Origin of the sequence: Mucilaginibacter auburnensis (assembly GCF_002797815.1) — a bacterium.
Classification (GTDB): domain Bacteria; phylum Bacteroidota; class Bacteroidia; order Sphingobacteriales; family Sphingobacteriaceae; genus Mucilaginibacter; species Mucilaginibacter auburnensis.
The window spans coordinates 669035-683500 of the sequence record NZ_PGFJ01000001.1 but is presented as its reverse complement, the minus strand read 5'-3'; the positions used below and the strand labels follow the sequence as shown (position 1 = coordinate 683500).

The window sequence follows — 14466 nt, the reverse complement described above, 5'->3', positions numbered from 1 at the left end:
TAAACAACTTAATAATCCGGTTAATCTGCTTTAATCTAATTGCTCAAAAATTAAGTAATTTGGGCCAACCAATTGAGTACAGCAACCAATAATATTAAAATGAAGAAGCTACTTATCATTCCGTTAGTGTGTATATCCGTTTTCGGCTTTGCGCAAAGCAAGCCCGATATGAAACTGTGGTATAAAACACCGGCCGGAAAAACCTGGGAGAACGCTTTGCCTATAGGTAACGGCAGGCAAGGAGCCATGATCTACGGCAATCCAGAAAAAGAAACCATTCAGTTGAATGAACATACCGTGTGGAGCGGTGGCCCCAACCGTAATGATAACCCAATGGCCTTAGACTCGTTAGCGCTGATACGCAAACTGATCTTCGAGGGTAAAAGAAAAGATGCCGAGAGGGTAGCCGGGAAAGCCATCATCACCAAAAAATCGCACGGGCAAAAATTTGAACCGGTGGGCAGCTTGCAATTAGCTTTTGCCGGACACGATAAGTTTACCAATTACTATCGCGACCTGGATATTTCAAAGGCGGTAACTAAAACCTCATATACTGTTGACGACGTAACCTATACCCGCGAAGCTTTTGCTTCATTTCCTGACCGTGTGGTAGTTATGCGCCTAACAGCCAGCAAACCAGGAAAACTTTCATTCAACGCATCATTTACTACACCTCAAAAAAGAGCTACTATAAAAACCACGCCAGCCAAAGAGTTAACCATTTTTGGTGTAACGTCTGACCATGAAACGGTTAAAGGTATGGTGAACTACAAAGGCATTGTTAGAATGAAGTTGGAAGGTGGAGCACTGGCAGCAACTGATACATCATTGAATGTAAGCAATGCCAACGCGGTTACTATTTACATTTCAATAGCCACCAACTTTAATAACTACAATGATGTAAGCGGCGACCAAAACAAACGCGCGCTTGATTACTTAGATAAAGCTTACGCAAAAACCTACGCGGCAATGCTGCCTGCGCATATTGCTGCTTATCAAAAATATTTCAACCGTGTAAAACTTGACTTAGGCACAAACACCGCGGCATCTGCATTACCAACGGATGAAAGGTTGAAAAACTTTACTTCAACCAATGATCAATCTTTTGCCGCATTGTATTATCAGTTTGGGCGTTACCTGTTGATCTCATCATCACAACCGGGCGGACAAGCAGCTAACCTGCAAGGTATATGGAACGATAAGATCAATCCATCATGGGACAGCAAGTACACCGTTAACATTAATGCCGAAATGAATTACTGGCCCGCTGAAAAAACCAACCTGGCCGAAATGCATGAGCCGTTTATTCAGTTGGTGAAAGATATGTCAGTAGCCGGGCAACAAACCGCTAAAGACATGTATGGCGCACGCGGCTGGGTGGCTCACCACAATACTGATATTTGGCGCGCAACAGGCGCTATTGACGGCGCTACCTACGGTTTATGGAACGGCACCGGCGGCTGGACCAGTCAGCACCTTTGGGAGCATTATTTATACAGCGGCGATAAAGCTTATTTAGCTTCCATCTATCCGGTTATGAAGGGGGCGGCTACTTTTTATGTTGATTATTTAGTGGAACATCCGCAATACCACTGGCTGGTTGTTGCTCCTGATGAGTCTCCGGAGAACCCATCAAAGCAGCACCAAAACTCTGCTGTTGATGCCGGCGTAACCATGACCAACCAGATAGTTTTTGAACTGATGAGCTCCACCATAAAAGCTGCTGAGGTTTTGAAGAAAGACGCCAAATTCATTGACACTTTAAAGCAAATACGCAAACGTCTTGCACCTATGCATATTGGCCAGTATGGCCAGTTACAGGAGTGGTTAGATGATGTGGATGATCCGAAAGATAACCACCGTCACATATCGCATTTATATGGCTTGTTCCCATCTAATCAGATATCGCCATTACGCACACCACAATTGGCCAGTGCTGCTAAAACAACATTGATCCAACGCGGCGACGTTTCAACCGGATGGAGCATGGGCTGGAAAGTTAACTGGTGGGCACGTATGCTGGATGGCAACCACGCTTATAAATTAATTCAAAATCAGCTTACACCGGTAGGTTCGGGTGGCCGTGGTAGCGGAGGCACTTATAACAACCTGTTTGATGCTCACCCGCCATTCCAGATAGATGGTAACTTCGGTTGTACATCGGGCATCACCGAAATGCTGATGCAAAGCGAGAACGGCGAAGTGCATTTATTACCTGCGCTTCCGGATGTTTGGGAAAATGGCAGCGTAAGCGGACTGCGTGCTATGGGCGGCTTCCAGATAGTGAGTTTAGATTGGAAAGATGGTAAACTGGTTAAAGCGGTAGTTAAATCAACTTTAGGTGGAAATTTGAGGGTACGCACACCCAACGCTATTAAAGTGGCGGCAGGTGCGCCGTTGAAAAAGGCAACGGGTAAAAACACCAACACCTACTTCCAGTTGGAGGAAACCCCTGCAGCCATCATTTCAGAAAAAGCGACTATTACTCCACTTGATCTGAAACCAACTATGGCTTATGATCTGCCAACAGTAGCAGGCAAAACTTATACTTTGGTTGCGCAATAATTACTTAAACGCATACAACAAATAACAAGGCTGCAATGAATATTGCAGCCTTGTTTGTTATTCAGTATTGTTGATCAATGATAGCATTACCTCGTAGGATGACCTCTTGTCCCAACGGGCGATTAGCCAGGAGATGAAACTTAAGCTGAAAATGTCGCCGTTAGCAGGAATTTTCAACTGCTTTAAAACCGCTTGTTGAAAGGCTGGCTCCTGAATAATATGTGGCTTGATCAAATATTGCTCCACCTGTTTTAAAAACAGCAGCACCCTATCTTCTGATGTTTTTAGCAGATACTTTTTATACCGCCGCCTGAAACTATTGAGACGCGACATCGCCGGCTCAATATTGCCAAACTGCGCCTGAATCAAGATCTCCATCAGGTTTTTACGGATGGTCCATAACATGCCCATTTGTTTTTCGTACCAGGCATCTGTACGCGTTAATGATGATAGCAGCTTCAGGCAATCTTTGTTATTGCAAAGGGCTAAAAACATGGTTAAGCAAACCTGTATGTCTTCCACCTCTTCAGCTTTGTAGGTTTTCTTTGTACCGGATAGAGATTTACGGAGTATTGAAACAGCATCATCAGCCTTGCCTGTGTAGAATAGATTGAGCGCGGTAAGCAGCTGATGGCGCAGATAAAACGAATTATGATAACGGCTGTCTGCACCCATCAGAGTCGCCATTTCATTAAGATACGCCGCGCTGGCAGAAAATTGCCTGCACCTCAAATGGTAATTCGCCAGAAAATATAATATGCCTGTATGATAAAACAGATAAGGTTGTTTGTTATGCTTTTGATCTTTGATAAATAGAGCTGCCCGCTCAACATAGTTTTCAATCAACCTGTAATTTTGTTGTATAGCGGCATATTCATTGGCTATCAGCATAATCTGGTAAACAGATCTGTAGGTCATCAGCTCCTCTACCGCAATTTGGTATTTCCGAATAGTTGCTGTGATCAGGTCGGTTAAATTAACCACTTTTCCTTTCAGGTGTATCTCCTGTAATTGCTGTCGTAAAAACGCATAAGCCATGTTGAGCTTAGCCTCTCGCTGCATAGCCAACTGATTATCCGTAAAGCGTCGCGTCAAACTTTCAAAATCCTCGGCCCCTGATAAGTGCGCATATTGTATTTTAAGCAATAGTATTTCATTGACAAGGTTAAACTGTTCTTGATGTTTGGCTATGTTTTCAGCCTTATTTAGGCATTTGAAGGCAACTTTTACCACATCGTTCTCTAACAAAAATCTGCCCACTACTACCAACCGAAGCGCATCATAGGTTTCAAAATGGCTACTCTCAAAAGTACGTTGCGACAGGAAAAGCAGCAGGTTATCCTGCAACCGTTTACGCAAAGCATGATAGGCATCATCACTTTTTTGCGTTTTGTATAGTTTTTTTATGCCTTTTATATCGTCAGTTTCTATCAAATTAAGCAAGCGGATATTTTTAGTATCCGCACGTTTATTCTTCTTAACCAGAAACTGTTTAAAGGCAATTAAATCAGGTTTATCAAGCAGTGATATAAGTTCAGCAAGCGAATCCATGGCAGGTATAATTGACTATAAAAGTAAAAATATATCGTCAGTTATTTCTAAAAATTGAATTTTGAAGGCAAGTTTTACACCGCACATTTGCTTCCATATTAATCAATCAAACAAAACAACATGGAAACGCTACAACACAGAACAGAAGAAAATTCATTTACTAACAAACACGGTGATAACGCCAGGAACCCATTCAAACCCACACCTGCATTTATAGGCGCGTCGTGGTTTGCCTTACTAACCGGAACATTGGGTTATTGCATAGGCCTATGGAACGCCGATATGATGTTAAACGAGAAGGGATACTACTTTACCATTTTATTATTCGGCTTATTCGCGGTTATATCGGTACAAAAAACAGTGCGCGACAGAACCGAGGGCCTTGCCGTAACCGACCTATACTATGGCATTAGCTGGTTCTCTACCATAGCGGCACTGGCTTTATTAACAATTGGCTTGTGGAATGCGGATATGCTATTGAGCGAAAAAGGCTTCTACGCCATGGCATTTAGCTTAAGTATGTTTGCTGCCATAGCCGTACAAAAAAATACCCGCGACGCAAAAATGATTGAGGAGAAAGAACTGTAACGTAGCAGTTGCCACCCCGCAGCGCTTTGCCCAAGGCAAGCCTGCGGGGATTTTTTATTTAGTTGAATTACGCTGCCAGTGTTTCTGCTAACACTTGCTGCACGCTATTATAATTATCAAAGGGCTTGCGGATATATGCGTTGGCTTCGCAAAGTGTGGCTACATGCTGTAGTTTATCATCGCCGGATATCAATACCACAGGGATATTTTTGGTTTGAGGTTTTGATTTCAATATAATGCAGATGATGTGCCCGTTAACAACAGGAAGAATCTCGTCAATAATAAAGGCATCTGCATTTAAATTGAGTAAAGTTTCAACACTTTCTAGGTGTGTTAGTTTGGTAACCCGGTAACCATCGGCCTCAAGCAGCGTTGCTAAGAGTGATAGAAGTTCAGGATCATCTTCAATAATTACGATATGTTTCATGGTTGCAGATGCAACAATTTGAAATTGCTTTTGTTAGCACGTGCTAATAAAATAATTACTGCTTTAATAGCAATACTTCGTGACATTAGTTATCGCGACTAATTTAATATTTAACCTCTGGTGCAACAATTGCTGACAATGTGAAATATTAATGTGTAAAAACCGGCGAGTCGTTTGTCGACAAATTCAAGGTGTTAATCTACAAAGGCTAAAATCTTTACAAGGGTAACTATATTTGACGTTGATGAAAGCAACGTTGATCAGGCACCTCATTTTTTGGACCGCTAATATTTTGGTGATCACCATTATTTTTGGAGCTCAGATAGGTCACTACATCATTGCCCTGCCGGCGGTATTAATGGTTATGCCGGTACATGCCTTGTACTTTTACACGTTAACGTATTACATCATTCCCCGGTATTTTTTCGGTAAACGGTACTTGTTGCTTTGTTTAAGCAGCGTAATTTGCATAGTGGTTGCCGGCTTGTTGTTCCGGTCAGTAGATATACTTGCGGTGGATCCTTATTTTTTCGATTTGAGTAAAAATCCCGATAATCACTTTAAATGGCACATACCTGAAGGAACATTTTTCGAAAAACTGTTAGAACCGGCTTCTTTAGCGAGTGCATTCATTGGCAGTAATTCGGTAGTGTGGATAGGCGTTTCCGTCAAAGCGGTAAAAATGTGGTATGATAAAAGAGAAGCCGCTACGCAGGCAGAACTTAGTTTTTTAAAAAGCCAGATACATCCGCATTTTCTCTTCAATACATTGAATAATCTATATGTTCTGGCATTAGATAGATCCGCCAAAACACCCGGGGTTATTATGGGGCTATCGGGCATACTCCGATATATGCTGTATGAATGCCATGCAGACCTTGTTTTGCTGAAGGATGATGTAGAGATACTTCATAACTACATATCCCTTGAAAAGATCAGGTATGAAGACCGGCTGGATCTGAATGTTCACATCAACGAGAGCATAAGCACACAAAAAATTGCACCCCTACTTTTGCTGCCTCTTGTAGAGAACGCGTTTAAACACGGGGTAAGCAACACCGAAGATGAACCCTGGATCACGATAGAACTTAAGGTAAAAGACCAACACCTTACCTTCAAAGTTTCCAACAGTAAGTCCCAAAAGATAACTACATCTCACCAAGTACATTTTGACAAGATCGGCTTGCAAAATGTACGTAAACGACTGGAAATGCTTTATCCGGGCCGCCATCGTTTAGCCGTGCACGAGGAAGACGATGTGTTTATTGCTACATTACATTTGGAACTGGGAAAAGATGCCTGATATGAAAGAGTTAAAGGTGCGGACATTAATTGTTGACGACGAGCCACATGCGGTAGCGCTCATAAAAAAATACGCCGCAGAATTTGCTGAACTGGAGATAGTTTCTACTTGTCACAGTGCCTTGCAGGCGCTTCACTTTTTGCAGGATGAATCGATTGACCTTGTTTTTTTGGATATCAAAATGCCCGGCATCAGCGGCATTGACCTGATTAAGAGTTTACCGCTCCCGCCTAAAGTTATTTTTACAACAGCTTACCAGGAATATGCGGTGGAAGGGTTTGACTTGAACGCTGTTGATTATTTGCTTAAGCCCATTTCATTCGAGCGCTTTTTTAAAGCAGCAGGAAAAGTGATCTGCCTGTTCAAGGGGCAAATGGCAATCTCTCCGGCTATTGCTGAATTGCCTGCTACCACCACAATGCCGCACTACCTTCATCTCCGTATTGACCGGAAAATTATGAAGATAAATACAAAAGACATTTGCTGGATTGAGAGTGATAAAGACTATGTTAAAGTTGTGTTGAAGGACCGGACGTTAACAGCCAAGCAAAAGATCAGTGTGATAGAACAGCTGTTGCCAATTGACGCGTTTATGCGCATTCACCGCTCTTTCATTGTACCGGTTGATCGCGTAGAGGCTTATCATGCTAACTCTGTACAGGTTGCCGGAAAGACCTTTACCATTGGCCGTCAATATAAGTCTGCCTGTCAAACCCGTTTGCAGTCCTAACCTTACGTTCATCGCCCCTGGGTAAGTTTCTATCGACAGTTCCCGTCATCGGTCGACCGAATTTGTTTCCGTAAGAGGTGTTTTTGAAACTTTACCGCAACAAAACACCAATATATCACTATGGAACAAGACGTACTTATAACCCCGGCCTCTTCGGCTTACCGCGCCTATCAGGGCGGTTTTTTCACTACACTAATTGCACCTGATCAATCAGTAGGCGCGCTTGCGTTAATGGATATGGTATTGCCACGCGGTGCCGAACCGCCGCTGCATGTGCACGAGTTTGAAGACGAAGCATTTTACCTGCTTGAGGGGCATATGCGTTTTCAGGTTGGCGATGACGTCACAGAGCTCAAAGCAGGCCAAGCAATTTACGCTCCCCGTAAAATACCACACTTATTCAGCATTTTGAGCGAGCAGGCACACTTTATTACCCTGATCACACCCGGCAAATTCTGGAACTACTTCATGGAATTTAGTACGGCTGCCTCCGAACAACCGCCGGTAACGCCGCCGCAGGGCCCACCTCCTGCAGAACTTTTAAGCCTTCTAACGAGCAGACTGGAAACCGCTTACGGCATTACCCTTTATAGTAAATAACGACAACATGAATCTGCACTATAAAAAATTTTATCTGCTGCTGCTTATTACAGCATTATTTACCGCATGCAAAAAACAGTCGGCAACGCCCGGCCCAAAACCTAATGACGAGGTAGTATACCGCGGCTTTGAGAAGGTTGAACACGGATTGCCGGTGGGAGAAAAAACGCAGGCTACCATTGGGCCTACAGGGGGAACTTTGAGTACTCCTAACAATACGCTTCAATTAACTATTCCGGCTGGGGCTATAGACGATAACATAGCATTCAGCGTGCAGGAGGTTAAGAACACCATGGCCGCGGGCGGTATAGGCAAATCATACCGGCTGCTACCTGAAGATGTACAATTTAAAAAAGATGTAGAGATCAGCATGAACATATCCGACACAACCGGCCTGGTGCTCGCCACCGACTGGATGTATCTGGCATATCAGGATAAGCATGGGTATTGGCACTGTGCTAAAAACTCCGTTTTCGACCCTGCAACCTATACCATGAAAGCAAAAACGCGACACTTCAGTGACTGGTCGCTGATGCAGACTTTCAAGATCAAGAATACCGGTAAAGACGAATTGGATAAAGGAGAATCAGCAGCATTGCAACTTGAAGTGGTACAACCCGCCAGTAACCCTGACGAACCCACGATTGACGACTTGCTGGGGCCTTCCATCACCCTTGACGAATCAAATATTGCGGGCTGGCACCTGTTGTTTGATGGCCCGGCTGCACGGATAGGCACCTTGTCGGCAAGCGGGATGAAGGCTACATTTAAAGCCCCAACCGCTGATGACAGGCTCACGCAGGGCGGCGTTTATGTTGATCTGAAAAACCTGTCAATTTTCAAAGATCCAAATCGCCCCACCCGCGGACAATCGCTTCGCGTGAGCTATAATGTCTTTGTAGAACTCGAGCAATATGCAAAGCTGACGTTAGATAATACCGGTGGCATAACACGGTCTGTTAAGGATATTAGCGTACAAGTTGCGGCCGACGGTAAATCTAAATTAGACTTTAACATGAACGGCAACTTACTTAACATTGAGCTTCCGAACATGAATATGGGGCTAAAACCATATGGTGATAAGCAGGCTTTTGTAACATTCCTTGTTTACTGGGGCTCGTATTATGAAAAATATACATCGTATTATGCGCCTTGCGGCCAAAGCGGCTATAGCCATGTAGCGGGTGGTGTTGAATTGAAGCCAGACCGTGATGGCATGATCAAAGGAACATTCAGCGGCTACCTGCGGCACTGGATAAACGGCGAGTGTGCAACTGTACCCATACCGGTTAAAGCAACCTTCCGTGTAAAAAAGCCTTAATATAGCTTGTCCAATCTTAATAAAAAGCCGTTTCATGAGTTGAGCATGAAACGGCTTTTTATTGTAAGGTTTTGTTATTTGTCATCCGCCTGACTCCATATTGCTAACACTTTTCAATGCTGATTTTTTTACAATTAAATAAGCCGCCAATAAATTGGGAATCCATGATAACCAGGCTACAATAATATATGATATGCTATAATCACCTATGGTAATAATTAACACAGGCAGCCATATTCTGAGTGTTACAGCAGCAAAACAGGCAGCATAGCTATAGATCATCATATTTCGATGCCTTATAAACTGCCTGTTTCTGACTGTTAAATAAGCCATAAACGTTGTATAAAACCATATTACAGCCAGGCAACTAAAGCCAAGTGATGCCCAAAATCCCTGATCTGCAAATAGCGCAATATAAAAGCCTGAAAAAGAACTGAGTAATACGGAGATAACATATATTTTGCCAATGAATTGATGAATACGAGGTTTGCTGAGCCTGAGCTTATCATTAAATTGAAGCCATCCTATTGATAGTGCTACCCCGCCCAAAACAATGTGTGTATAAAAGGAAATTTTCCATATTAAACTATTCAGCAGCCAATCAGGTTTACCATTCAATATGCCAACTGTTCCTGTACTTAACAGGTATTTAAGCGGGTACAATCCAATAAGGATAGCCAATACACCAATCAGAAACCAAACGATCCTTTTTCTCATTTTGATAAATCAAGTTTAAAACCAAATGGGCCATTCACACCTATTTGAGCCCAACATCATCGCAAAAATGTGTTTCAATGACCTTTAAATAGTTCCACTTTGTAAGGTGGAACTTACTTTTGATCAATTATTAGCTTTTAGCTGAATGTGCTGCTGCTTTAAGTAAGCCGTTGGAGATGTCCCTGTTATCTTTTTGAAGTTTCTGTTAAAGGAAGTTTTTGAATTAAAACCAACTTCATAAGCCAGAGAAAGCAATGTAAACCTTTGATTTTCGGGGAGAAAAACAATTGTTTTAAATTCATCAACTCTTAGCTCGTTGATGTAATCGTAAAAATTCTTATCCTCTAATGTATTGATAACCTGAGACAGATTATTTGGATGAACGCGCAACTGTTTGGCAAGTTCATTCAAACTTAACTCCGGATTTTTAAAAAGTTTTTTTTGATCCATAAGTGTGAGGAGCTCGGCATGTATCTCTGACAAAAGCAATTCTCCGACTGCTGATTTCTGATATTTTACCGGTAACGTCACCTCTTCGTTCTGCTGCGCCTGAACATCTAAGTTATTGGCAAAGATGCCCGCTTGTTTTATGCCGAAATAGCCTGTGGACAGGATAAACAGATCTACACATGCAAAAGTGGTCATGTCATTGCCGATAAAAACAGACAACCAGATTACGCCCATGCCGATTATCAGAATATTTAGCCAATTTAAATTGATCTTTTCCGCGTAAGAAAGCTGATTGGAAATATTCCTGCGATGTTCTTTTAACAATAATAAAGAAAGCGTGATGTATATTACACCTGAAGGTAATACTGCAAAATGAATAAACTTTAAAAGGATTGTATAATCCGCTCCTTGATTTTCATAAACCAAAATTTTTTCAGGTAACGATAACAGAAAAAACCTCGATAATAAAACGTATACTAAAATGGATGGAATAAAATGAAAAGCAGCCTTTAGCTTAGTAAACTTCTTCCCTGTAATCAACGAGGTATACAGATAGAGAAAAGGACCATGAAAAAATGGAAAAGCAATTTCAATACCAAGTAAATAAGGAAATTCAAGAAACTTCCGTGTTGCTAACAGATAATACGTAATTAGATGAACTGAAATTAAAAAAAGCCAGCAAGCCAGCACCGCATCTGCTGTAGATTTACCTTTTTTTGTAAAAAGGAGGATTGAAAGGAATAAGGAAATAATTATCCCTATGACATGTAACATACCGTAAAATCAAAAACACTTGCTAAATATAAAGCAAATGATGCCAACATGAATGTTCTGAACCTTGGCTGAGCGTATCTTTAGAATTTGCGTTTTTATTGCGCGTTTTGTGGGGTGATGAATTGCAAAAACCCTTTAATTCGTAAAATTAGGCTTTTACAACTAATGTTATCAGCGGAGAGGGAGGGATTCGAACCCTCGATACACTTTTGGCGTATACACACTTTCCAGGCGTGCTCTTTCGACCACTCAGACACCTCTCCGTTTAATATTTAAATTATTACTTCAAACATGCGCCCGTCTGTAATAATTTTGGATGGCAAATGTAACAAAAAAACCGGGCCCTTGTCAGCGCCCGGCTAAAACTAAATTATAACCTAAAAACTATACTATCACTCTTATCACCATCGTTGGTAATTGCGGAGTTATTGTAATAGAGCGTTTTGCCTGCCAATGGTTTAAACGATGTAAAATATTTTTGCAACATGGAATTTAATCCTAACAATCCCATTATTCAGCTTTGCATGCAAGGCATGGCCCGGTCAGAAAAAGGCGAGATCATGGAAGCGGGCCAATTGTTTTCACAGGCCTGGAATAATGCATCAAATAACTTTGAAAAGTTTATAGCAGCTTACTACATGGCGCGGCATCAAACTAACACTGCTAATAAACTACCCTGGCTGCAAACAACCATACAACTTGCGCTTGAATTGAATGATAATACCGCAAAAGGCGCTCTGCCATCTTTATACAGTAGCCTTGCTGAATGTTACGAAAATAGAGGCGATGAGCAAAGAGCGACCGAATGCAGAAAGTTGGCCACGTCATCAGCTACAACACCTATTGATGCCGGCCCATTTTACCACGGCACAAAGGCTAACCTGCAAACAGGTGATCTGCTTACAGCAGGCTATAACTCTAACTATAAAGATGATGTGGTAATGAACCACGTTTATTTCACCGCAGTTTTAAGCGGTGCCGGCCTGGCAGCAGAACTGGCTAAAGGCGATGCGCTACCGCGTGTTTACCTTATTGAGCCTACCGGCGATTTTGAGAACGACCCCAACGTCACTAATAAACGATTTCCGGGGAACCCAACACGTTCTTACCGCACAACTGCGCCGTTAAAGATAATAGGCGAAATAAGCGACTGGACCCATCTCACTCCTGATGAATTAAAACAGTGGAGACAAAGGCTGGCTAATAGTACCGGCGAGATAATTAACTGAGCGTGCGATGTATAACAAAAAAGGCGGAATGATAAACCATCCCGCCTTTTTCATAGAGTATTAATTAGCGACTTATTGTGGTGCTAAAATAACATTGTATGTTTTAACTATACCCTTGTAATCAAACTTAACCACTGCCATACTTTTTGGTGTTTGCGGTTGCGTAATACTCACCTTTACAGCCGGGTTGTTTGATGATGCTGTTACAACCGGAGCTGCTGTACCCGCAGTATATTTATACGTAGTTTCGTAAATATCATAGCCGGTAATTCCGTTTGCATTGGTTGACCTAACCGGAGTAGCAGGAATCTCTACAGCTTGTCCGTTAACCGCTATGTTCAACACAGGCATAACCGGGCGGGCAATTTTCTTTTTGTTCGAGCTAAAGCCCAGGCCAGACATATCAAACAAACCGTCAGTACCTTCACCTTCAGCAACCAGGTAAATAGCATGTTTTTTGCCCATGCCATCAACAATTTTTGATACATCAGCAGTAAGTTGTGTAACCTCTTGCTTTGAATTGGCAGGTATAACAAACTCAGCTATTTTTTTACCTTTCCAGGTTGTGTTATCCCAAGGTCCATCTAACATCACGTTAATTTTGAAAGACTTGTCGGTTTTAGGAGTGATCCACAGGTTAAATTTGGTGTTGTTACCTTTCTTGGTTCCTTCAAATGGTTTTAAGCCCTTGGTAGCTTTTGCTAATCCGCCAAAACCGAAGTACTTGTAACCAACAATGTTGCCATTTTTAACATTGGTTATCGGCATATGGTTATCCCAAATATCCCATGAATCCTGCTGAACGCTACCGTTTGATAAGTAGCTGGCGTAACCAGCAGAATAATACTGGTAAGGATCTAAACCATACATGTGGAAACCTTCTGAGGTAACCTCACCGCCTTTATACTCACGGCCCTGGCTATCTTTGGCTGTCCAAATGCCGTTTGGTGCGTACGGATCATAAGCGCGGATAGTTACTGTACCGCCTTGTGAAACAGGTTTCTCATCAAAAGTAACTGATACCGGCGCTACTACTGCCTGGCGCGCATAACCAAAGCCACGTGGCGGGCGGTGATAGAACACGTACCACTGACCATTGATCAACTCGATACTACCGTGTGTATTGTGACCGGCATTGGTAGTAACAATAGCAGAACCATCCTGATTTAAAACAGGTGCGCGTGAATCAACCACTACGCCACCGCTTTTCCATGGACCAAGCGGTGAATCGCCTACTGCATAACGCAGGGTTGAGTTGGAGCTGCTAACACCATACTCCGGACCAGAGTAACCGCTGAACACCGTTACATATTTATTACCAACCTTACGGATAGATGATGCTTCAAAGAAGTTGAATGTACCCAGATCTTCGCCAGGATAGATATTTGGATATACGGCGTTAGGATCGCGCAATACACCGTAGCGTGAGCTGGCAGGTATTAACAAGTTGATTGGCTGCGTACCAGGGCGTAAAGAGTACATGGTATTTTGGTCTAACTGCGCTGCAGATGATTTTTGGAAACCCCAGAAACCATAAGCACGGAAACCAATGTTGAAATCAGGGTCCTTAGGATCGGTTACATACTCAATGTAAACCGCAGGGTCAAATCCTAATATACTTCCCGGGATAGTGCTTTTGCCATCTTCGGTAAGGTTGATAGGTTTAAACGGCCCATCCGGACGATCGCCTTTACAAACCATAGCTTCCCTGTTACGGCCACGGCTGTGTGGGTATAAGTAATATTCTTTTTTGCCATTTTTTCTCTTTACCTCAACCAGGTCTGGCGCATACATCACGTCCCACTGGTTATCAATTGGGTAGGTAAAGATAGCACCTTCATCGCGCCATTTGGTCAGATCCTCAACCGGAGCAGACCACATTCTGATATCAGGACCGCAATAGCTGGTTAATCTCAGGTCATGCGAACCAATAATGTAAGCACGGAACTTTCCTTTGTTATCCGGGTCTTCAAACACACGTGGCTCACCATCCGGAACGTGTTCCCATAACGGCAGGTAAGGATTGCCCGCACCAGTGTGCACAAATCTTTCAGATACTTTCAGTCTTGGGGCTCCGGCTGCTCCATTTTGCGCATTCGCCGCATTTATGCCGAGCAATGATGCAACGGCAAGCAAGAAAGCCAGTTGGTGTTTTTTAAAACCCAGGTTGTATTGCTTCATAAAGAATAAAAATTATAAATAGGTTATGGC

12 protein-coding genes and 1 tRNA gene are annotated in these 14466 nt (G+C 42.6%); 7 read left to right on the top strand and 6 right to left on the bottom strand.

Annotation, left to right across the window (positions count from 1 at the left end; genetic code table 11):
• Window positions 1-99 precede the first annotated feature (99 nt).
• Entirely contained in the window at window positions 100-2565 is a 2466-nt protein-coding gene (locus CLV57_RS02965; protein WP_100341291.1) for a glycoside hydrolase family 95 protein, read from the top strand.
• A 57-nt stretch (window positions 2566-2622) separates the two neighbouring features.
• Here CLV57_RS02965 and CLV57_RS02960 read toward each other — a convergent pair whose 3' ends face one another.
• Entirely contained in the window at window positions 2623-4116 is a 1494-nt protein-coding gene (locus tag CLV57_RS02960) for a hypothetical protein (protein ID WP_100339862.1), read from the bottom strand.
• Window positions 4117-4236: 120 nt separating this feature from the next.
• Here CLV57_RS02960 and yiaA point away from each other — a divergent pair, with 120 nt between their 5' ends.
• A complete protein-coding gene (yiaA, locus tag CLV57_RS02955; RefSeq protein WP_100339861.1) occupies window positions 4237-4704 on the top strand; it encodes an inner membrane protein YiaA in 468 nt (155 codons plus the stop codon).
• A 67-nt stretch (window positions 4705-4771) separates the two neighbouring features.
• Here yiaA and CLV57_RS02950 read toward each other — a convergent pair whose 3' ends face one another.
• Complete coding sequence (locus CLV57_RS02950) at window positions 4772-5131, bottom strand: response regulator (protein ID WP_100339860.1); 360 nt, start codon at window positions 5129-5131, stop codon at window positions 4772-4774.
• A gap of 244 nt (window positions 5132-5375) precedes the next feature.
• Here CLV57_RS02950 and CLV57_RS02945 point away from each other — a divergent pair, with 244 nt between their 5' ends.
• From CLV57_RS02945 to CLV57_RS02930, 4 genes are all read left to right on the top strand, one after another.
• Entirely contained in the window at window positions 5376-6434 is a 1059-nt protein-coding gene (locus CLV57_RS02945) for a sensor histidine kinase (protein ID WP_100339859.1), read from the top strand.
• A gap of 1 nt (window position 6435) precedes the next feature.
• Window positions 6436-7164 carry a LytR/AlgR family response regulator transcription factor gene (locus CLV57_RS02940; protein WP_100341290.1) on the top strand — a complete coding sequence of 243 codons (729 nt, stop codon included), beginning with the start codon at window positions 6436-6438 and terminating at the stop codon, window positions 7162-7164.
• Window positions 7165-7284: 120 nt separating this feature from the next.
• Window positions 7285-7764: a cupin domain-containing protein gene (locus CLV57_RS02935; RefSeq protein ID WP_100339858.1), complete on the top strand. Its 480-nt coding sequence runs from the start codon at window positions 7285-7287 to the stop codon at window positions 7762-7764.
• Between the two features lie 7 nt (window positions 7765-7771).
• Window positions 7772-9085: a hypothetical protein gene (locus CLV57_RS02930; protein WP_100339857.1), complete on the top strand. Its 1314-nt coding sequence runs from the start codon at window positions 7772-7774 to the stop codon at window positions 9083-9085.
• 81 nt (window positions 9086-9166) lie between these two features.
• Here CLV57_RS02930 and CLV57_RS02925 read toward each other — a convergent pair whose 3' ends face one another.
• The 3 genes from CLV57_RS02925 to CLV57_RS02915 all read right to left on the bottom strand — a co-directional run bounded on the left by CLV57_RS02925 (window position 9167) and on the right by CLV57_RS02915 (window position 11289).
• Window positions 9167-9802 carry a DUF2306 domain-containing protein gene (locus CLV57_RS02925; protein ID WP_100339856.1) on the bottom strand — a complete coding sequence of 212 codons (636 nt, stop codon included), beginning with the start codon at window positions 9800-9802 and terminating at the stop codon, window positions 9167-9169.
• A gap of 123 nt (window positions 9803-9925) precedes the next feature.
• On the bottom strand, window positions 9926-11026 hold the full coding sequence (locus CLV57_RS02920; RefSeq protein ID WP_100339855.1) for a helix-turn-helix domain-containing protein: 1101 nt from the start codon (window positions 11024-11026) through the stop codon (window positions 9926-9928).
• Between the two features lie 175 nt (window positions 11027-11201).
• A tRNA-Ser gene (locus CLV57_RS02915) sits at window positions 11202-11289 on the bottom strand.
• Between the two features lie 552 nt (window positions 11290-11841).
• On the opposite strand from CLV57_RS02915, the gene arr reads away from it, so the two are divergent.
• Window positions 11842-12255 (top strand): NAD(+)--rifampin ADP-ribosyltransferase, encoded by a 414-nt coding sequence (gene arr, locus CLV57_RS18740; protein ID WP_394339442.1) that lies wholly within the window; start codon window positions 11842-11844, stop codon window positions 12253-12255.
• Between the two features lie 72 nt (window positions 12256-12327).
• Here the strand turns inward: arr and CLV57_RS02905 are convergent, their stop codons facing one another.
• Window positions 12328-14436 (bottom strand): hypothetical protein, encoded by a 2109-nt coding sequence (locus CLV57_RS02905; RefSeq protein ID WP_100339853.1) that lies wholly within the window; start codon window positions 14434-14436, stop codon window positions 12328-12330.
• Between the last annotated feature and the right edge of the window lie 30 nt (window positions 14437-14466).